Here is a 20,221-nt window from a genome sequence, read left to right on the forward strand (position 1 = left end):
TCGAAAGGATCGGTAAGGATTAAGCGATGATACCGGCGACTTCTTTGACCAGCGCCGCCAGTTCGTCCCATTTTTCGTTGTCGATGAGATCGTTCGGTACCATCCACGTGCCACCACAGGCCAGTACGGCTGGGATCGCAAGGTAATTTTTCACGTTGTTTGGATTCACGCCGCCTGTTGGCATGAAGTTCACTGGGTAAACCGCCGTCAGGGCTTTAAGCATCGCCACGCCGCCTGATGGTTCTGCTGGGAAGAATTTCACTGTTTTCAGGCCCAGTTCCATCGCTTGTTCAACCAAGCTTGGGTTGTTCACGCCAGGGACGATTGCCACGCCACGTTGCTGACAGTATTTCACGGTCGTTGGGTTCAAACCTGGGCTGACGATGAAGTCCACGCCTGCGTCGATCGCTTGATCAACTTGCGCCGTGGTCAGCACGGTGCCTGCGCCAATCAGCATTTCTGGGAACGCTTCGCGCATGTTTTTCATGGCTTGTGCTGCTTGCTCAGTACGGAATGTCACTTCAGCGCATGGCAGGCCGTTTTCAACTAGCACTTGGGCCAGTTTGACGGCTTTGTTTGCATCTTGAATTGCAATCACGGGAACGACTTTGATGTCGCTCAGTTGCTCGTTAAGAGTTTTCATGTGTTCTTCCTTAAATGAGAGGCATAGCATCGCGCGGGATAATGGCCCCACGATGTTGAATGACGGTGCCTGCCAACGTGTGGCCAGCTACCGCAGAGTCGACAGTGCTGCCGCCTGTCAGACGTTTTGCCAGATAACCGGCACTGAATGAGTCGCCCGCTGCGGTGGTATCCACCACGTTGCTGACTTTCACCGCAGGGACGGCGATGAAATCATTGGGGGTCACAACATAGCACTCTTGCGCGCCACGTTTCACGACAATTTCTTTCACGCCGAACGCTTGCGTGCGTTCAATCGCTTGCTGTTCTTCGCTGTCGCCGTATAGCATCACTTCGTCGTCAAATGTCAGGAAAGCGATGTCGGTTAAACGCAGAATGCTGGCGTACATGTCACGTGCTGCATCGAGCGATTCCCACAAGGCTGGGCGGAAGTTGTTATCAAAGGCGACTTTCACCCCATCTTTGCGGCAGAGCGTCAGCAGTTCAACCAATTTTTCGCGGCAATCGGTCGGCAGAATCGCCAAGCTGATGCCACTCAGGTAAATCACTTGGTTCTGGCTCAGCGCGGCTGCAAAGCTTTCCACGGAACCGTCACGCAGCCAGTATTTCGCTGCAGAATCGTTACGCCAGTAGAAGAAGCTGCGTTCACCATCGGGTGCGGTTTCAATCGCGTAAATGCCGGGCAGCTTGTTGTCTGAGATCTGCACCAAGTCGGTATTGAGACCTTCTTGCTGCCAATTGGCCAACATCTCTTTGCTGAACGGATCTTTACCCAGCCCAGTGACGTAAGCGGTTGTGACGCCATGTTGTTGCGTTAAGCGAGACAGGTACAGCGCTGTGTTCAGCGTGTCGCCACCAAAACTTTGCTTGAGTTGATCGTCGGTTTTTTGCAATTCAACCATGCACTCGCCGATAACCGCGACTCGATTCACCTTCATTGGGGTACTCCTCAAAATAATCTGGCGCCATTATGGCAATAAACAAAGACTGAAACAATAAAATTAAAACGATGGTTCATTTAAATTGTGAGTTCAGTCTTTGTTTGCGATTATTCATCGAAGAAAAACCGTTTGAAGGTCGTTTAACGAAATTCAGTGGGGGTTTTGTTGGTGAATCGCTTGAATTTGGTGCTGAAGTAGTTGCTGTCTTTATACCCAACTTGGAATGCAATGTCCGTGACCGAAAGGTCAGAATAGTGCAGCAAGTTCATGGCGTGGTTAATGCGCACGCGATGCACATAGTTGTTGAATGACAAGTTGGTGACTTGTTTGATCCGGCGGCTGAGCGTGCGCGAGGAGATCTCAAATTGATCGGAGATATCGCCCACGTTGAACTCTTCCGCGTAGTTGTTTTGGATCCAATCGATGATCTTCAAAATGCTGTTGTCGGACGCATTGTTGCTTTGCGAAGTGAGGCGTCCGCGAGAAATTTCGACCACCAATTGTTGAAACAGCGCTTCGGTCATCAGGCGAGATTCCACCGAATGCAGGCTGGATTCGTGCTCGATCTGCGCCATCAAGGTGCACACTTTTTTCATGGTTTCGGTACTGATGTACCAACTTTGCTGCGCATCGCTCTCTTTCGGGAGCACGCTTTTCAGCAGGGGAGAATAAGCCAGTTTGTTTTTTTGAAATAAAATATTGGTGAGATGCAGATTGTCCGATTGCTCGAACAAGTGGCGATCTTTGGGTGAAATATAACAAATATAGTTTTGAGCCAAGTTAATCGGGACGTCGTTAAGAATATGCTGACCCGCACCTTTGGTGACGATCATCAGCTCATGAAAGTCATGGCTGTGCTCGGGAAAATCTTCCTGAGGCGCACGCACCTCGGTGCAAATAGTCGCATCTGAATTATTGAAGAAATCATTACAATTTAATTGAAACATAATTTCATTTTCCTTTCTATGCGAAGTAGAAAGTAATGAAAATGCGCATCAAACTCAAGTGAGCGGGATCATAGATATGCCGTTCAATTCGGCCAAGTTTGATAAACGTGATCGGCTTATATGTTTCGCGCCCGTTGAGGTCGGGGGAGGCAACGGGCGCGCATGGGATCAGAGGTTAAACGTCACTTTCAGGTCGTGCATTTGCGCTTCACTGACGCCTTCTGGCACAAAGCCACTGGCCAGACATTTGAGGAACAGCTTCGCGCCTTTATTGGCCACGTCGATGTAATCGAAAGCCGTTAGCGCATCACGTCCGGTTGCCACGGCGCCGTGTTTTTCCCACACCGCCACATCAAACGTGGCCAGTTTGTCACGTGTGCCATCGGCCATTTGTTTGCTGCCGGGCATGCAGTACGGCACGATGCCAATGCCTCTTGGGACGAAGGCGCGAACCTCCGGCAACATTTGCCAGCAAGCGTGCGTGTACGCGAGTTCATTGTGGGCGTAGTCGGCGTGGTGCGACAGCACAATCAGCTCCAGCGGGTGCGTGTGCACCACGCAGCGATCAGGTGAGCCGGCACGCTGTTTGGCCAGAATGATCTCGACGTGCGAAATGAATTCGCTGGTTGGCGCGAAGTTTGGATTGCCGCGGCCACCCCACAGCAGGTGATAGCCTTTCGCTTCATCATCGATGCGCAGCACGCAACCGGCTAATTCTGGGTCACGCAGTTCGCGAATGCGCTCGCCGGTGCCTTTGACGTAGAAGATGTGGCCGGCCGCTTCAAGCGGGAACACATCATCGCCCACCATGGTCAGCGAGCAGTGTGGAAAGTCGTTGAGGTTGGCTGGTACCGGGCCAAAGATTTCGGTGATGTCGACCGAAATGTTGCCGCCGTTGCGCTCTGCCCATTCGCGTTGCCACAAATATTCGGCCACTTCGGAGACTTTGCTGATTTCACGCAGCACCGCTGCGTTAAGGGTAAGTGTGTGCATTTTCTCGTTCCTGAATCGTTGCTTATGCCAAATAGAACATGTCGGTTAATGGGGTCGATTGTGGTGAGCTGTCGTCGTTCACTTCCATCAGCTCTGCCATAAACGACCACCAACGTTGGCAGACTTCGGTGTTTGCAATGGTTTGCCAGCGCGCTTGCGACTCGACTTCGACATACCCGAACAACTGCAAGGTGTCGGGATGAAGGAAAATCGAATAGTTGTGGGCGCCGTGGGCTTTCAGGGTTTGCGCCAACTCCGGCCACAGTTCGTCGTGACGTTGTTGGTACTGCGCCTCAAAGCCCGGCTTTAACTGCATCACAAAGGCCAATCGAGTATGTGATGGGTTCATCATGCGTCCTTAGTCGCGGCCTTGAAGCACAGTCGTTTCGTAATGTTTCACTTGGTTGAGCCAATCTGCGCCCACCGGCACATCGTTGATCAAGCAGTAGTAATCCCACACCGCCGCCCACTGGCTTGAGCGAGATTCTTCCATCAGCGCCAAACGTGAGGTGAAGTCGCGTTGATCTTCGGCTTGCTTGAGCTGTGCATGCGGCTCCAACAGGGCTTTCAACAGCGCTTTACGCATGTTGCGTGTGCCAATTACCCAAGCGGCGATGCGGTTGATGGAGGCATCAAAGAAATCGAGGCCGATGTTGACGCGATCCAGCATTTGATGACGCACGATCTCATTGGCGATGGCTTGTGTTTCATCATCCAGCAGCACCACGTGGTCACTGTCCCAACGAATCGGACGGCTGACGTGCAGCAGGAACTCATTCACGTACAGAGAACATGCGCTGATCTTGTCGCTGATCACTTCGGTTGGGTGGAAGTGGCCGGCATCCAGACACAGCAGGATGTTACGTGTCGCCGCGTAGCCCATGTAGAACTCGTTGCTGCCGACGGTGTAGGCTTCGGTGCCAATGCCAAACAGCTTGCTCTCAACGGCGTCTTTGTGGAAACGAGTGTCGATTGGCTCGGCGATGATTTCATCCAGCGATTCCATCAGGCGTTTGCGTGGACCAAGGCGGTCAAATGGCAAGTCCTTCATGCCATCTGGAACCCAAATGTTCATCACCGATGGGGTGCCCAGCTCTTTGCCGAAGTATTCCGACACGCGACGGCTGGCTTTACAGTGATCAATCCAGAACTGACGAATGGCCGCGTCAGGATGCGACAGCGTCATGCCATCTTCGCTCAATGGGTGAGAGAAGCACGACGGGTTAAAGTCGAGGCCCGTTTGGGTTTGTTTCGCCCATTCCACCCAGTTCGCGAAGTGTTTGGGTTCGATTTTATCGCGCGACACTGGCTGCTCGGCTTCCAGGTAGATGGCGTGCAAGTTCAGGCGTTTTTTACCCGGGATCAGGCGAAATGCCATGTCCAGATCTTGACGCAGCTCTTGCGGCGTTCTGGCGCGGCCAAGGTAGTTGCCGGTTGCTTGAATGCCGCCGCTCAGGGCTTGCTCTGGGTTTTCAAATCCACGGACGTCGTCGCCTTGCCAGCAATGCACGGAAATCGCGATGTCGTTGAGTTGTGCCAGCACGGCCTCGGTGTCGATCCCTTGGTGAGCAAATTGAGTCTTCGCCAATTGGTAAGCGTCATGGATATGTTGAAAGTCTGACATAGTGAAATTCCTAGTAAGTTAATTGCTGAAAGCGCGCGTAAATTTGAGCCATGCCTTTGATTGGCTTTGGCTGGTACTCGTGACAGGTGAAAGAGCGGCGAACGAGGGCGCGTCCTTCTTCGACATGAGCCAAGTCACCATGAGCAATAAGCTGCCCGATCAGATTTCCGATGGCGGATGCTTCAGCCGGGCCTGCGGAAACTGGGGTTTGACATACGTCTGCTGTCAGTTGATTAAGAAACGTGTTGTTGGAACCGCCGCCCACGACCTGAATATGCGTTAACGGGTGTGGGGCCACGCGGTTGAGTTCTTGGAAAACATTGAGGTATTGCAGCGCCAAACTGTCGTAAATGCAGCGAACAATGGCCGCCAGATCCGGCGGTGTGCCCTGACCGGTTTGTTGGCAGAACGCGATGATTTCCGCCTGCATGTCCTCTGGGTTGAGGAAACGAGCATCGTCTGGGTTAATCAGGTACGCAAATGGCGTCGATGCAGCGGCCAGCGTGGCCAGTTCGGCGAAGCTGTAGCTTGGGTTTTGGCGCTGAACGTTTTGAACCAGCCAAAGTCCCATGATGTTCTTCAAAATGCGGTAACGCCCTTCCGCGCCACCTTCGTTGGTGATGTTGGCTTCACGAGTAAAGGTGTTGATGACCGGGCTGTGATGCTCAAAGCCCATCAAAGACCATGTGCCTGAACACAGATACGCGCTGTGGCTGTCTAGCAGCGGCGCGCCAATAACGGCCGAGGCAGTGTCATGGCTGGCAACGGAAACCACTGGAATCGCGTGGTCGCGTACGGTGTACTCGCCGATGACTTGGAACGGTTGCTCGGTTGGGCGAATCCAGTTGCGGTCGATGTTGCAGCATTCAAGCAGCAATGGGCTCCATTGCTGCTGCGCCGCGTTGAGCAGTTGCGTGGTTGATGCGTTGCTGTACTCGAAATGCATGTTGCCAGTCAGGCGGTAGTTGAGGTAATCCGGGATCATCAGCAAGCTGGCGATCGCGTCGCGCTCAGGGCCTTGCAGGCGTTTGTCGACGCTCAATTGGAATAGGGTATTGAACGACAGGAACTGAATACCCGTTTCGGCATACAACTGCTCTTTGGTGAGCGTGTGGGCGAAAAAGTCATTCATGGCATCGCTGGTGCGCGGGTCGCGGTACGACACGGCTTCACCAATGCGTTCGCCTTGGTTGTCGAGTAACACGTAATCGACGCCCCACGTGTCAATGGCCAGTGAATCTGGCACTTGTCCGCCAGCGACCAGTTGGTCGACGCCGTATTGAATTTGGCCGAGCAGTTCGTCGAGGTTCCAACACACCTGCTGGTCGCGTTCAACCAATGTGTTGTTGAAGCGGTGGACTTCGGTCAGTGTGAGCTGCTCAGCGGTGTACTCACCCGCCATCAATCGGCCACTGGATGCGCCGATGTCGACGGCGATAAATAGCTTTGCCATAAATGGCTCCTATCCGTTTCGTATAGGCAAATTATCGGGAAATCGCAGCGGTGAAGACTTAAAAAAACCGCACCCAGACACGCTTGTCTGTCCGTTTTTTCTTAGTGGCGGTGAGTGATATCACACTTAGAGAAACTCAGGTGTGGCGGGGATTTCGCATAAAAAAAGCCCCACCGAAGTGGGGCAAAGCGCGTATCGAGGTTGAACGCAATTTTACAAATAAGTACGGAGGTATTCAGACAAGCAGAGGATGGCCATCGCTTGTCCGTAAGGCATTGATGTCAGTGGGATCTCACGGTAGTAATCGAGGTCAGATCCCATCGCGGTACCGAACGAGACGTTGATCAATTCACCCGCATCGTTGATGTAGTCGCTGATCAGCGCATCGACCGCTTTGTGCGCCATGTCGGCGTATTTCGCATCGATGTAGCGCATGCGTACGGCCTTCAAAATACCGTAGGCAAATCCAGCAGTGGCTGATGCTTCAACGTACGAGTTGCTGTCGTCGAGTAGGGTGTTCCACAAACCGCCTGGCTGTTGGTATTGGGCCAGCGCTTCCACTTGACGATTCAGAATGTGAATCAGGTGGCGGCGGTACGCATCGTGCTCTGGCAGGTTCAGCAGCTCTAGGAAATCAGGAATGACGATCGTCACCCAACTGTTGCCACGTGCCCAACGTGCGTTGGCAAAGTTGTGGTTGCCTTCAAATGTCCAGCCGTGGAACCACACGCCTGTTTCGCGATCGGTCAGGTATTGAATGTGCGTTAGGAACTGGTATTTCGCTTCTTCCACGTACTCTGGGCGATCCAGCAGCAGGCCGATTTTCGTCAGCGGCATCACGCTCATCATCAGCGTGTCATCCCACATTTGCTCTGGGTTTTCGCTGTTGTAGACGATGTGCTGAATACCACCACTTTGGGTGCGCGGCATCTGGTACATCACGTAATCAGCCCATGTTTCCAAGTAAGGAATCAGGGATTGGTCGCCCGTCTCTTCGTAGCGGTACGCCAGCGTTAGGAACGGACACACGGTGTTCACGTTCTTGGTTGCTTGCTCTTCAGCGAAGCGGTCTTCAAACCACTCGTCGATGATGTTTAGCACGTTCAGGTCGTTGGTTTGCTGGTAGTACTTGTACATGCCGTACAGGCCGATGCCATGTGTCCATTCCCAGCCTGCCCAGCCTTTGGTATCAATGGTGCGACCGTCATCCAAGTGCAGCAGAAATTCGCCCGTGTGGTCCTGAATGTTGATCAGGTTATCAATCAAGTTTGTAATTTTATCCACGACAACATGGCGAGGATGAGTGCGCTCTACGCGGCGCAATAGTGAGCTGTGTTTTACTGGAAAAACTTTCATGTTAAATCCTCAAATTCAATTACATGACGCCAAGCAGTTTTGGCAAAAACAGTGTCAGTTGCGGTATGTAGGTGATGAGTAACAGTACGGCGACAATGGACACGTAAAACGGGATCAGGGGTTTAATCAGATTCTCGACCTTCACTTGACCCACGCTGGCACCGACGTACAAGCCGCTCCCCACAGGAGGCGTGATGGTGCCAATCGCCAGGTTGTAAACCATTAGGATGCCGAAGTGGACTGGGTCAACGCCGATCTTTTGCACGATAGGCAGCAGAATCGGGGTGAAAATCAGAATCGCAGGGCCGATGTCCATGAAGGCGCCAACCACCAACAAGAACAGCGTCACGACCAACAGAATCATGGCTGGGTTGTCAGAGATCCCCAGAATCATCTGGCTGAGCGCGGCAGGGATACCGGTCATGGCCATCGCGAACGACATCGCCGAGGAGGTCGCCAGCAAGAACATGATGATGCCGGTCATGACAAACGTTTGGGTCAGCACTTTCGGCATGTCTTTGAGGGTCAGCGTTTTGTACAGGCCCAGTGTCAGGTACACGGTGTAGATGACCGCCACGGCCGAGGCTTCAATCGCAGTAAAGATGCCTTTGACAATACCGCCCACGATGATCACCACCAACAGCAAGCTTGGCAGCGCATCACGCGTTACTTTCCAAGCCACGCCTTTTTGTAGTGAGAAGAAGTTGGTGTAGTTGTTTCGTTTCGCCACGATGTAGGTGACGATCATGCATCCGATGCCCCAAAGGCTACCTGCGACCAAACCGCCCGCAAACAGCGCTGCGATGGAGGTGCCGCCACTGGCCAGCGCATACAGAATGAACGCCGTGGTCGGTGGAATCAGCATGCCGGTCGGCGCCGACGCGATGTTTACCGCAGACGCAAAGTTACGGTTGTATCCTTCTTTGGCCGACATTGGGATCATCACGCCGCCAATCGAGGTCGACGCGGCAATCGCTGAGCCAGACACCGCACCAAACATCATGTTCCCGGCGATGTTGGTGTACGACAGTGAGCCCGGAATGCGACCGGTAAACAACTTCGCAAAGTTCACCAGACGGGTCGCGATGCCACCGTTGTTCATGATCACGCCCGAAAGAATGAAGAACGGGACGGCGAGCAGGGCAAAACTATCCAAACTCGAGAAGACTTTTTGCGCCGTGGTAAACATCGAAATATCAAATGGCAGCACCAACATGATGGTGGCGCTCGACGCCAGCACGATACACAGACCGATAGGGGTGCCTAGGACAAGTAGGACGACAAATATACCAACCAGCATACTGGCTGCAATGATGGGATCAATCATGCTGACCTCCGGCAAGTTTTTGGTTTAGATCGTGATGTTCATCGTGCGCGTGACTGTGTTGCGGTTTACGCACCAAATCGATGATGTTCAACACGCTGTAGACGATGGTGAGCACCCCTGCGATTGGCAGCGCGTAATACACTTTGCCCATCGGCAGTTGCAGCACCGGCGAAATCTGTTGCATCGCGTTGGAGGAGACTTTCCAGCCGCCGATGATCAGCACGTAGATGGAGAACAGAATAAACACCACTTGAATGATGATGTGCCACGAGCTGCGCAGTTGCGGCGGGCATTTGTCAAGAAACAGCGTTAGGGCGATGTGTTCACGTTTGCCGGACACATAGGCCAGACCAATCAGCGACAGCCACACCAGCGCAAAGCGCAGGAACTCTTCTGAAAATGTGCTGGGTGCGTTGAAGATATAACGGCTGATCACCTGCCAACAGGCAACCAAGACCATCACAATCATCAGTCCGCAGCCAAATACTTCTATGGTTCTATCCAACCAGAGTCGAATGTTACGCATGTAGACCTCACAGAAGGTAGAGAGCGTACTCTCTGCCTGTTATTCGTTAGTTAGTTGGTTGATTTGCTGATACAAGGCATAGATTTGCGGCTTGTTTTTCAGCTTGTCGTAAATGGGTTGAACGGCGGCTTTAAAGGGCGCGAGTTCGACCGTATTGAACTGCACGCCAAATTGCGTTTGTGCCAGTTCACGGGTTTTTTCCATTTCGACTTTCCACGCTTGTTTTTCCACTTCGACCGATTCTGTGATGGCCTCTTTTAGGGCCACCAGTTGGTCGGGCGTGAGCTTGCGTTTGGTCAACGTACTCATGATCACGATGTCAGGAATGCGTGTGTGCATGTCGTAACTGTAGAATTTGGCCACTTCACCGTGGCGGGCGATGGTCAGCGCGAATTCGTTGTTTTCTGCGCCGTCAATGATGCCTTGTTGCAGTGAGGTATAGACTTCTGCCTGACCCATGGCGATTGGCGATGCGCCCAGCAGTTTCATGGTTTCAATCGAGGTTTCACTTTGCATCACGCGAATCTTTTTGCCGCGTAGATCCGCCACCGTATTGATTGGGCCGCGCGTCATGTAGAAGCTGCGTGCGCCGGAGTCATACCAACCGACACCGGCAAAGCCTTGTGATTCCGTCGAGCGGTACACTTGGCCCATGATGTCTGGGTTGTCCATGACTTGGTAAAAACGCTCTTCGCTTTCAAACAGGTAAGGGAGGGAAAAGACACCATAAAGGGGTGAAAAGCTTTCAAGTAGACCCGAGGAGACTTTGGTGAGGTCGATGGCGCCGACTTGCGTCATCTCGACCAGTTCACGTTCCCCGCCTAACTGGCCATCGGGGAAAAACTGCACTATGACGCTGCCATTGGTTTTTTCTTCGACGGCTTTGCCAATGTAGTGCAAAGCTTCTTTAACGGGTTGACTGTTTTCTGCGTACGCCAGACGTAAGATCGTGGTGGCATAAGCGGACTGCGAAAAGGGTACCATGATGGCCGAAGCCAATAACCACTTTAAAGCGCTGTGAGGTTTGGACATAAATCCTCCATACACTTGCGTGTGATGTTCCTTGTTATTGAGTAATGACGTCTGTCAGTAGCAGCGTCTGAGTGTTCTTGTAGGGCAGGGATATCTTGGCAGTTTGGCCACTCAGGCACCTTTAAAAATGCGCCAACTTCGTTCAAGAAACGTCGCTTTAATCGTGGAGAGTACGCAGAAAATCACAGTTTTAAGGATTGCATGGCGAAGGTGGGAATTCGGCGCCAATCCATGAATGTGCGCCGAATCAAACCGTTAAGAAAACTGGCTTTGTAACCAACTATCAAGCAGTTGTGGCCAATGCTGCGCGGGGAGTTGCTGCGCGCCGCGTACGCCGAACCCGTGACCGCCGCGTTCAAAAAGATGCAGCTCGGTGGGCACGCGATGCGACTTCAAGGCGTGCCAAAACACCACGCTATTTTCAACCTTGACCGCGGCGTCATCGCTGGCATGCAGTAAAAAGCAGGGGGGCGTGTCGCTGCGCACTTGGGTGTGCAGCGAGTAGTGCTGGCGCGTCTCAGGATTCGGATGTTCGCCCATCAGCTCATGACGTGAACCGGGGTGACCGATGTCATCGTCCATGCTGATCACCGGATACATCAAGGCGGCAAAATCGGGGCGCGCGCTGAACTCATCTGCGGCGTCTTGCGCGGGGTAGACGTTTTGGGTGTGATGGACCGCCAAGGTGCCCGCTGCGTGGCCGCCGGCCGAAAACCCGACGATGCCGACATGGCGCAATCCCCAGCGATCTGCGTGGGCGCGAATGAGCCGAATGGCGCGCTGCGCATCTGCCAGCGGCGCGTGAACACCTTCGGCATGTCCATCGCCCGGCATTCGGTAGGTCATGGCAAACACGGTGTAGCCTTTCTCGCTCATTGCCACCGCGGTGTCCATGCCTTCTTTATCGAACGCCACACGCTGGTAACTGCCGCCGGGCATCACCAACAAGCCAATACCGTTAGATTGCTGCGGTGTGACCACCACCATCTCTGGCATCACAATTTGAGAGACTTCGCGATCGCGAATCACGTCATCGCTGCTGCGCTCGCTAAAGCGCGGTGAAAGCGGCGGCGCCGCGTGAACCGATGGCCACAGCGCCATGACATCGTGGTCGGGAAACCACTGCGTCAGCGAGGTAAATGAAAAATCAGACATATCCAATCCTTGCCGTGTTGAAAGATGATTGATTGTGCCACGAATGGCATAAAAAAAAGCCAGCGAAATCGCTGGCTTTTTGCTTAGTTCCCGATAAATGAGTCAATCAGTGCTTAGTCCAGCAGAGATTGAACGTATTCTGCGATTTCTGGCACTTGGCAGTTGCTGAAGAAACACTCTTGGAAGCGAGCGCCGCCAACAGCGGTTTTCACCAACTCTTGGTCGATTGAACGCAGTGCTTCAACCACGTCTTTTGCGACAGCAAATTTCACTTGAGTCAGGATACCTGCGTTGCGTTGTTGTGGTTCAGCGCGCTCGATTGGGTAACCTTGACCACGTTCACCTGTGAACGCTTTTTCAAAGATGTAACGAACGTTCAGTTCACCCGCCCAGCCGAAGCCTTTTGCGAATGCCAGAGACAGTGCGTTACCGTTGTTGATTTGGTTGAACAGGAATGCGTCTGATGGCTCTAGGCAGTAACCACAGACCACGCCTGGGTGCAGGTTCAGAGACATCATTGCGCCTTGGCCTGTACCACAACCTGAAACCACGAAATCTGCTGCTTTTGAGTTCAGCAGAATGCTTGCCATGATGCCAAGGTGGATGTAAGTCAGGTGATGGTCGTTTTCGTCAGACATACCAACGTTGAAAACGTCGTGACCCAGTGGCGCCGCTACGGTGTTCAGTTCGTTCAGAACCATTGCGTTTTTGCCAGCTTGGCTGTTTTCCATCATCAGTGCAATTTTCATGGAGTTTCTCCTGCGGGGTGACCGCAACAAATAAGTTAAAACAAAATCTTTATTGAATAAAATCTTTGCGCATTGGGGTGAAGTTATCGAGTAACACACCCGCTTTTAGGCAAACGCAGCCGTGCATCACGTTTGGCTCTTTGTACAGCGCATCGCCTGCTTTGACGATTTTGGTTTCATCGCCAATGGTAAATTCGAATTCACCCGACAGCACGTAAGTGAGCTGCTCGTGGGGGTGACTGTGCATCGCGCCAACTGCGCCATCTTCAAAATGCACTTCAACACTCATGATGTTGTCGCTGTAGGCTAGGATCTTGCGTGATACGCCAGCGCCCAGATCTTCCAGTTTTACATCTTGGTTATAGACAAACATAGTGTCCTCTTTGGTTACAGAGTCTGATCAGCCAGTGCGCGTTTTTGTTCACGCACCATACGATAGATGGTCAAGCAGTTCACGGTAATCACCGTCATTTCCAGCAATGTACCACCAATCGAGCCCACCAGAATATTGTTGGTCAGCCAACAACATGCGCCGACAAGAAACGCAATGCGCATCTGAATACCGCGCAACATGAAGATAGCAAATGTACCAATCATGGTGCCGATAACCGGCCACAAATCCCACCAATGGTCAGCAATCGCTAACCCCAATCCCGCTCCAGCGAGCAGGAACAGTGCCGCCACATATTTTGACGAGGTGTAAATGGAGCTGGCTGTCCGCATGGCCGACAGTGCCGCGCTGAGCGCTGACACGGCCGAACCAAGCAAAATAAAATGGAGCAGATGATTGAGATTGAAAACGAACATGACTATTTTCAAACGTCGGTCGTTTTTTTGGTAGAACGTGGAGATGCCTAAACCAAAGCTGACAAAGCCTAATGCTTGCGCCAGAGATAAATCTGCAATCATCGTCTCGGATACTTCTTCGTGATTAACGTGCTAACCAGCCGCCATCCACAGCAATGGTGTAACCATTGATGTAATCAGACGCTTTTGATGCCAAGAACACCACTGGGCCAGCCAAGTCTTCTGGTGTACCCCAACGGTCTGCAGGGATACGCTCAAGGATCGCTTGGTTACGCTCTTCATCAGCACGCAGTGCTGCGGTGTTGTTGGTTGCCATGTAGCCCGGTGCAATCGCGTTCACGTTGATGTTGTGTTTCGCCCATTCGTTTGCCATCAGACGAGTCACACCCATCACGCCGCTTTTTGATGCGGTGTAAGACGGTACACGGATACCACCTTGGTAAGACAGCATTGACGCGATGTTGATGATCTTGCCGCCTTCGCCTTGAGCCATGAACTGTTTCGCCACAGCTTGAGACATGAAGAACACAGACTTGATGTTGATGTTCATCACATCGTCCCAGTCTTTTTCACTGAAGTCGATGGCGTCGTTACGACGAATGATACCTGCGTTGTTCACCAGAATGTCGATACGACCCAGTTCAGTCACCGCGCGGTCAACAATGGATGGGATGTCGTCCAGTGCCATCAGGTTGGCGCGAACGTCGATGAATTTACGACCGGTTTCTGCCATTTTTGCGATGGTTTCAGTTGGCTCAACAATGTTGACACCCACGATGTCACAACCTGCGTTGGCTAGGCCAAGTGCCATGCCCTGACCAAGACCAGTGTCACAACCAGTCACGATAGCAACTTTGCCTTTCAGGTTGAATGAATCAAGAATCATAACGTTTTCCTCAATGGTAGCTGGTATTTGAGTGGCAGCGGATTGGCCATCTCACTTCGTATGTCTGTATCGTGGATCAAAAAGAAACTGAAGGCAATTATTTTTGAAAAGGTGTTTTAAAAATATTGATGGTGATCGTCTTTTTAATGCTCGCAATACTTGCGCGGTTTCAAAATTTTGAAAAGGCTTTTTAAAAATTGTGGTACGAAGAAAGTGAGTGGTTATAATAGGCGGCAATAAAAGATACAAAGGATCAACCATGGAAAAGTCAACTCAACCGGAAGCAGTCTCGTCGGTTTTAAAAGTATTCAGCATTCTGCAAGCGCTGGGTGAACAGAAAGAAATCGGAGTCTCCGAACTGTCTCAACGATTGATGATGTCTAAAGCCACCACTTATCGTTTTCTGCAAACCATGAAATCTATGGGCTATGTGGCTCAGGAAGGGGAAGCGGATAAATACAAACTGACGTTGAAACTGTTTGAACTGGGCGCAAAATCGCTGGAATACGTCGATTTGATTGAACTGGCTGACAAAGAGATGCGCTGCATTTCTGAACAGACCAACGAAGCGTTGCACCTTGGGGCGTTGGATGAAAACGCCATCATTTACGTGCACAAAATCGATTCAGGGTACAACCTGCGCATGCAATCGCGCATTGGTCGTCGTAACCCGCTCTACAGTACCGCGATTGGTAAAGTGCTATTGGCTGAACGTGAAGAACAATTTGTGCGTCACACTTTAGAAGACGTTGAGTTCATCAAGCACACTGACCGTACGCTAGAAAATGTCGACCAACTGTTGGAAGAACTGGCACTGGTTCGCGAGCAACACTACGCGGAAGATAACGAAGAACAAGAACCAGGCCTGCGTTGTATCGCAGCGCCAATCTACGACCGTTTTGGCCGCGTGATTGCCGGGGTTTCGATCTCCTTCCCAACCATTCGCTTTGAGGAAGAACGCTTGCACGAGTACGTGAGCATGTTGCAGACCGCTGGTCGCAATATCTCGCAGCAACTTGGCTACAACAAGTATCCCGCTTAGTCTGAAGTATGAGCAGCCGCAGGGCTGCTTTTTTTAGTCACACTTTTTGTATTGAAACAGCGTTTTGAATTTGGAGGGCATTTTGGGCTCATCATTAACTCCTAACATTTATGACTTTCTTATCAAGCTCGATCCGTTTGATAAGCTGCCCTCCACGATCGTTGCGTCGCTGGCCAATCACGTCAAAGTGCGCTACCTCGCCAAAGGGGAGAAGATTGAATTCAGCGCCCTGTGTGACGACCGCTATCTCTACATTATTCGCACGGGTGCGATTGAGCAGCGCCGCCGCGACGGTGAGTTGCGTGCCCGATTGGGCGAAGAAGATCAGTTTGGCTTTACCTTCTTAGCGCCGCTCAAAGATGCCGAAGACGGCTATCAGGCCGAGGCGATTCAAGACTCGCTGCTCTACCTTGTGCCGCACCGCGATGTGTTGACGGTGTGTCAAGAGCACCCGGAGTTTGCTGATTACTTCGCCTCGCAAGCGCAACTGCGTTTGGTGTCGGCGGTCAACAGCGTGTGCCGCGAAGAAGAGAAGGGCTTGTTCTTTCGCCGTGTGGGTGAAATTGCCAGTGAAAACATCGCCATTGTTGATGAAAACACCGCCATTCAAGAGGTCGCCAGAATCATGTGTGATGATGAGCGCCGCCGCAGCTCGTGCGCGGTGATCACGCGGGGCGGCGACATTGTGGGCATCGTGACCGACCGCGACATGACGCGCAGCGTGGTGGCGTCTGGCATTGATATTCAACAACCCATTCAACGGGTGATGACGCAAAACCCGCAGCTGATTCAGGCTGATGACAAAGTGATTCAGGCCATCTCCATCATGCTGCAATACAACATTCGCTGCCTGCCGGTGGTGCGTGGCAACGACGTGGTGGGCTTGCTGACTACCTCGCATCTGGTGCACAACCATCGCACGCAAGCGCTGTTTTTGATTGAGAAAATCAAATACGCCAGCTCGGTTAATGCGCTGGCGGCGCTGAAAGTCGAGAAACAATCGATTTTCGAATCGCTGGTGGAAAGCGGGGTCAGCGCCGAAATCCAAGGGCGCGTGATGTCGATGATCATGGATGCGTTTACACGCCGTCTGCTGCAAATTACCGAAGAGTTGCTGGGGCCGCCGCCGTGCGAATACGCGTGGGTGGTGGCGGGCTCACATGCGCGCAATGAAGTGCACATGCTGTCTGACCAAGACAGCGCGTTGGTACTGTCGGATGATGTGAAACCCGAACACATGCTCTATTTCACGCATTTGGCGATGCGCGTGTGCAACGGCTTGGCCGCATGCGGTTATCCGCTGTGCGACGGCAAATACATGGCCGCTTCGCCGAAATGGTGTCAGCCACTGAGCGTGTGGAAAGAGTATTACCGCAAATGGGTTGCTAGCCCGGAATACAACAAACTGCTGAGCATCAGCGTGTTTTTAGAAGTGCGTTCAATTTACGGTAACAGCGAGCTGGTTGACCAAATGCAGGCGCATCTGCATCAGTGCATTCAAAACAGCCCGAACTTCTTGCCTGCTTTGGTGACTGACGCCATTGATACGCAGCCGCCGCTCGGGATCTTCAATAATCTGGTGCTGGAAAAGGGCGGCGACAACAGCAACACCCTTAACATCAAAAAGTACGCGCTCAATCTGATCATCGACTTAGCGCGCATTTTCAGCTTGGCGGCGGGCGGCTCGATGACGGGCACCGAAGAGCGTTTTCGTTACGCCGCGCAGCAAGGCAGCATGTCGGAAGACAGCTGTCAGAACATCATCGGCGCCTACAAGTTCATTACCCAAGTGCGTTTCCAACATCAGTTGCAGGCGATTCGGGAAGGAAAAGAGGCAAACAACCACATCGCGCCGGACACGTTTAGCAGCTTTGAACGGAAGCACCTGAAAGATGCGTTTAAGATCATCAGTGAGCTGCAAGACGTGGCGAAATTACGGTTTGTGAAAGGGTAAAACCATGTTGGAAACCATCAAGCGCCACTTTGGGGGCGGCCTGCCCAAATTACAGCAGCAGCATGACGCGCTGGCCGCTCGCGCCGATTGGACGCCGGGGCTGGCGAACTATTTCAGCCAGCCATTACCGGATGTGGACGCGTTGGTTTACCAGCACGATTTACTGGCATTTGATTTTGAAACCTCCGGCGTGGATGCCGGGCACGATCAAATTCTGAGCTTGGGTTGGGTCGGCATGACGCTGGACCAAATCGATGTGGCCGCCAGCGAAGAGATATTCGTGCGTCACCCGGAATTTGTCACCGCTGACTCGGCAGTGATCAACCACATTACGCCGCAAGTGTTGGCACATGGCGTGACGCTGGATGAGGCGATGGATCGGTTGTTTGGTCAATTGGCCGGTAAGATTGCGTTGGTGCACGGGGCGTGCATCGAACGGGCGTTTGTGGCGCAGTACATGCGTGAACGCTTTGCAATCGAACACTTTCCGTGTGTGTGGGTCGACACCTTGCAAATAGAAAAGCAGATGACCTATGCCGGTAAAACCGAGTGTGGCACCAGTTTTCAGCTCAACGATGTGCGCACGCGTTACGCGTTGCCGCAATATAACGCCCATTCCGCAGCCATCGATGCGCTGGCGACGGCGGAATTGTTCACCGCGCAGATGAAATCGCTGTTCAAAAACCACCCGCCCAAAGTATCGAAAATCATGATGCCGTAATGGCGAATTGATTGTTGATAATTATTCTTGTCCTTTAAGACAAACAATCCGATTTGCGGCTTTTTCGCCAGACCTCTATAACGCCTCTTTTTGTCAACGTGCATAACAACTATGGCATTAGATGCGTTATTAGACGCCATCGCGGATCAAGGATGGTTTATTTGGGACGACTTTTTGGCACCCAAGCAGGTGCAGCGTCTCGGCGAATGTGTGCCGGAAACGTGGCATCGTGCTCGCATCGGTCGCCACGACGACGTGCAGCGTGAGGCCACCATTCGAAGCGATAAGATCCAGTGGCTGAGCCAAACCATGGGGCAGCCGATTCAGGATTATCTGGAACGGATGGAGCAGATTCGTCAGACGGTGAACCGCGATTTTTTCCTCGGCCTGTTTGAGTATGAAGCGCATTTTGCCAAATATGAGCAGGGCGATTTCTACAAGAAGCATTTGGATGCGTTTCGCGGCCAAGAAAATCGCAAGCTGACCACGGTGTTCTACATGAATTCTGATTGGCAACCGGCGGATGGTGGCGAGCTGAAACTCTACGATCTCGATGACCATTTGATTGAAACGATTGCGCCTGTGGCGGGGCGTTTGGTGGTGTTTTTGTCGGAGAAATTTCCCCACGAAGTGTTGACCACCAACGCTGAGCGCATCAGCATTGCAGGTTGGTTTCGAACCAATGGTGTGACGGAAAACAAGCTCGACATCGCCAACTGAATCTCGGTGATCACACCCAATACAACGACCGCGATACGGCTTAGCCGTAGCGCGGTTTTTTTATTGCTGCTGAAAGTGAATGTCGCTGAGATGCGGGTTTTCAATCAGAACTTGCATGCGTCGCAGCGTGGCGGTTTCAACCCAACGCTCGCATTCGGCTTGCTGCAGCACCAAACACTCTTGGCGCTCGGCATTGTACCCGGTGCCTTTGGCGATGCCTTGCACCACGTCGCCGTTGAGCAGCGTTACAGCAACCGGAAATTGGTAGACGCAGGCCAGTTCAATGGCGTCGTATTGGCTGCAGGAAATCATCGCTTATTCGTCTTTGTTGATGACTTTGTTGATGTAATCTTCTTGCAGAATGTACATGCGTTTCACGTCGCGGTAGCGACCGTTGATGAAGAACTCCTGCACCAAATGCCCCTCTTCCACAAAGCCGCACGATTCATACAAATGCACCGCTTTTTCGTTCTCGATTGCCACATGCAGGTAGATTTTGTGCAGGTTCAAAATGGTGAACGAATAGTCTAGCGCTTTATTGATCAACGTGCGCGCAAATCCCTTGCCTTGGTGATCCGGCGTGATGATGATTTGAAATTCGGCGCTACGGTGAATGTAGTTGATTTCGATCAGCTCGACGAGGCCAACCAGTTCTTTGTCGTCATTTTCGACCACAAAGCGGCGCTCTGCGTTGTCGTGAATGTGTTTGTTATACAACTCTTCCAGCTCATCAAATGATTCGTAAGGCTCTTCAAACCAGTACGACATGATGTTGCGGTTGTTGTTCAGGTTATGGATAAAACGCAAATCGCCGCGTTCAAGCGCTCTGAGGCTTAATTGATGTTTCATAACGATTCCTGATGTTCTCATCCTGACTCATGATGGGGCGTATCGGATAACGAATATAGCGCCGATTGATGGCAAAACAAGCCGTTACCACGAATTATTCTTTGTCGAAACTGTCGACCACAATGGCGCCCATCGAGGCTGGCATGGCGATGACGATAATGCGCTTGAGCGACACCAGCGGTTCATCCAGCAGCGGCAGTTTATCCAGCGCCAGCAGCACAAACCCGACCACCAAAGCGGTGATGACGTAGGCAATTAAGATGCGAAACACGAACACCGGAATGCGCGCGCGAATGTTGCTTTGAAAGACGCTGCCATAGGCAAAGACGCCCAAGAAACCCAGCGATAGCGTCAGCAATAACAGGAGGTTGGGCAGCGGTAGCGAGGTGCCCAGTTGCCACGCTTCTTCTGAAAACGAGATGGGTACGGCAAGCGCAAATGCGCCCACGCAAACTTGTCCTGCATCTTCCAAATTAAAACTGAATTTCATCGATGTT

Annotated in this window: 22 protein-coding genes and 1 pseudogene; 4 read left to right on the top strand and 19 right to left on the bottom strand. The window is 52.1% G+C overall.

Annotation, left to right across the window (positions count from 1 at the left end; all coding sequences use genetic code 11):
* Positions 1-19: 19 nt before the first annotated feature.
* The 16 genes from ACS18Q_RS16010 to kduD all read right to left on the bottom strand — a co-directional run bounded on the left by ACS18Q_RS16010 (position 20) and on the right by kduD (position 14,438).
* Positions 20-643, bottom strand: coding sequence for a bifunctional 4-hydroxy-2-oxoglutarate aldolase/2-dehydro-3-deoxy-phosphogluconate aldolase (locus ACS18Q_RS16010; protein ID WP_000854585.1), 624 nt, complete (start codon positions 641-643; stop codon positions 20-22).
* A gap of 10 nt (positions 644-653) precedes the next feature.
* Positions 654-1,580 carry a sugar kinase gene (locus tag ACS18Q_RS16015; RefSeq protein ID WP_004727634.1) on the bottom strand — a complete coding sequence of 309 codons (927 nt, stop codon included), beginning with the start codon at positions 1,578-1,580 and terminating at the stop codon, positions 654-656.
* 143 nt (positions 1,581-1,723) lie between these two features.
* Positions 1,724-2,530, bottom strand: a complete 807-nt coding sequence (locus ACS18Q_RS16020; RefSeq protein ID WP_172562797.1) for a helix-turn-helix domain-containing protein — start codon at positions 2,528-2,530, stop codon at positions 1,724-1,726.
* Between the two features lie 168 nt (positions 2,531-2,698).
* Positions 2,699-3,523 (bottom strand): rhamnulose-1-phosphate aldolase, encoded by an 825-nt coding sequence (rhaD, locus tag ACS18Q_RS16025; RefSeq protein ID WP_014258031.1) that lies wholly within the window; start codon positions 3,521-3,523, stop codon positions 2,699-2,701.
* A gap of 22 nt (positions 3,524-3,545) precedes the next feature.
* Positions 3,546-3,875 (bottom strand): L-rhamnose mutarotase, encoded by a 330-nt coding sequence (gene rhaM / locus ACS18Q_RS16030; RefSeq protein ID WP_232281722.1) that lies wholly within the window; start codon positions 3,873-3,875, stop codon positions 3,546-3,548.
* Between the two features lie 6 nt (positions 3,876-3,881).
* The gene (locus ACS18Q_RS16035) at positions 3,882-5,147 is read right to left on the bottom strand and encodes an L-rhamnose isomerase (RefSeq protein WP_004727638.1); all 1,266 of its coding nucleotides are present in this window, start codon (positions 5,145-5,147) and stop codon (positions 3,882-3,884) included.
* A 10-nt stretch (positions 5,148-5,157) separates the two neighbouring features.
* Positions 5,158-6,600 (bottom strand): rhamnulokinase, encoded by a 1,443-nt coding sequence (rhaB, locus tag ACS18Q_RS16040; protein ID WP_441257984.1) that lies wholly within the window; start codon positions 6,598-6,600, stop codon positions 5,158-5,160.
* Positions 6,601-6,813: 213 nt separating this feature from the next.
* A complete protein-coding gene (gene bglB, locus ACS18Q_RS16045) occupies positions 6,814-7,956 on the bottom strand; it encodes a beta-galactosidase BglB (protein WP_004727640.1) in 1,143 nt (380 codons plus the stop codon).
* A 19-nt stretch (positions 7,957-7,975) separates the two neighbouring features.
* The gene (locus ACS18Q_RS16050; protein ID WP_004727641.1) at positions 7,976-9,283 is read right to left on the bottom strand and encodes a TRAP transporter large permease; all 1,308 of its coding nucleotides are present in this window, start codon (positions 9,281-9,283) and stop codon (positions 7,976-7,978) included.
* Positions 9,276-9,809, bottom strand: a complete 534-nt coding sequence (locus ACS18Q_RS16055; protein WP_238824682.1) for a TRAP transporter small permease — start codon at positions 9,807-9,809, stop codon at positions 9,276-9,278. Before ACS18Q_RS16055 ends, ACS18Q_RS16050 begins: the two co-directional genes overlap by 8 nt.
* Positions 9,810-9,848: 39 nt before the next feature.
* Positions 9,849-10,841 (bottom strand): TRAP transporter substrate-binding protein, encoded by a 993-nt coding sequence (locus ACS18Q_RS16060; protein WP_004727643.1) that lies wholly within the window; start codon positions 10,839-10,841, stop codon positions 9,849-9,851.
* 255 nt (positions 10,842-11,096) lie between these two features.
* Positions 11,097-11,996: an alpha/beta hydrolase gene (locus ACS18Q_RS16065; protein WP_441257985.1), complete on the bottom strand. Its 900-nt coding sequence runs from the start codon at positions 11,994-11,996 to the stop codon at positions 11,097-11,099.
* A gap of 113 nt (positions 11,997-12,109) precedes the next feature.
* Positions 12,110-12,745 carry an RpiB/LacA/LacB family sugar-phosphate isomerase gene (locus ACS18Q_RS16070; protein WP_000684798.1) on the bottom strand — a complete coding sequence of 212 codons (636 nt, stop codon included), beginning with the start codon at positions 12,743-12,745 and terminating at the stop codon, positions 12,110-12,112.
* Positions 12,746-12,794: 49 nt separating this feature from the next.
* Positions 12,795-13,118, bottom strand: a complete 324-nt coding sequence (locus ACS18Q_RS16075; protein ID WP_004727645.1) for a cupin domain-containing protein — start codon at positions 13,116-13,118, stop codon at positions 12,795-12,797.
* A 14-nt stretch (positions 13,119-13,132) separates the two neighbouring features.
* Positions 13,133-13,654 carry a YgjV family protein gene (locus ACS18Q_RS16080; RefSeq protein ID WP_004727646.1) on the bottom strand — a complete coding sequence of 174 codons (522 nt, stop codon included), beginning with the start codon at positions 13,652-13,654 and terminating at the stop codon, positions 13,133-13,135.
* Positions 13,655-13,676: 22 nt separating this feature from the next.
* A complete protein-coding gene (gene kduD, locus ACS18Q_RS16085; protein WP_004727647.1) occupies positions 13,677-14,438 on the bottom strand; it encodes a 2-dehydro-3-deoxy-D-gluconate 5-dehydrogenase KduD in 762 nt (253 codons plus the stop codon).
* Positions 14,439-14,697: 259 nt separating this feature from the next.
* Between kduD and kdgR the strand changes: the two genes are divergently transcribed.
* The 4 genes from kdgR (at position 14,698) to ACS18Q_RS16105 (ending at position 18,875) form a co-directional block, all read left to right on the top strand.
* Positions 14,698-15,480, top strand: coding sequence for a DNA-binding transcriptional regulator KdgR (gene kdgR / locus ACS18Q_RS16090; RefSeq protein WP_004727648.1), 783 nt, complete (start codon positions 14,698-14,700; stop codon positions 15,478-15,480).
* An 82-nt stretch (positions 15,481-15,562) separates the two neighbouring features.
* Positions 15,563-17,434, top strand: a complete 1,872-nt coding sequence (locus tag ACS18Q_RS16095; protein WP_004727649.1) for a DUF294 nucleotidyltransferase-like domain-containing protein — start codon at positions 15,563-15,565, stop codon at positions 17,432-17,434.
* A gap of 4 nt (positions 17,435-17,438) precedes the next feature.
* Positions 17,439-18,155 (top strand): exonuclease domain-containing protein, encoded by a 717-nt coding sequence (locus ACS18Q_RS16100; protein ID WP_004727650.1) that lies wholly within the window; start codon positions 17,439-17,441, stop codon positions 18,153-18,155.
* A 111-nt stretch (positions 18,156-18,266) separates the two neighbouring features.
* Positions 18,267-18,875 carry a 2OG-Fe(II) oxygenase gene (locus tag ACS18Q_RS16105; RefSeq protein WP_441257986.1) on the top strand — a complete coding sequence of 203 codons (609 nt, stop codon included), beginning with the start codon at positions 18,267-18,269 and terminating at the stop codon, positions 18,873-18,875.
* A gap of 60 nt (positions 18,876-18,935) precedes the next feature.
* Here ACS18Q_RS16105 and ACS18Q_RS16110 read toward each other — a convergent pair whose 3' ends face one another.
* The 3 genes and pseudogenes from ACS18Q_RS16110 to ACS18Q_RS16120 all read right to left on the bottom strand — a co-directional run.
* Positions 18,936-19,187, bottom strand: coding sequence for a Rho-binding antiterminator (locus ACS18Q_RS16110; RefSeq protein WP_004727652.1), 252 nt, complete (start codon positions 19,185-19,187; stop codon positions 18,936-18,938).
* Between the two features lie 3 nt (positions 19,188-19,190).
* The gene (gene speG / locus ACS18Q_RS16115; protein ID WP_014258038.1) at positions 19,191-19,724 is read right to left on the bottom strand and encodes a spermidine N1-acetyltransferase; all 534 of its coding nucleotides are present in this window, start codon (positions 19,722-19,724) and stop codon (positions 19,191-19,193) included.
* A 94-nt stretch (positions 19,725-19,818) separates the two neighbouring features.
* Positions 19,819-20,220 (bottom strand): annotated as a pseudogene (locus tag ACS18Q_RS16120) (DUF2391 family protein); the annotation flags it as partial.
* Position 20,221 lies beyond the last annotated feature (1 nt).

Source organism: Vibrio sp. Vf1514 (assembly GCF_052076135.1).
Classification (GTDB): Bacteria; Pseudomonadota; Gammaproteobacteria; order Enterobacterales; family Vibrionaceae; genus Vibrio; species Vibrio furnissii.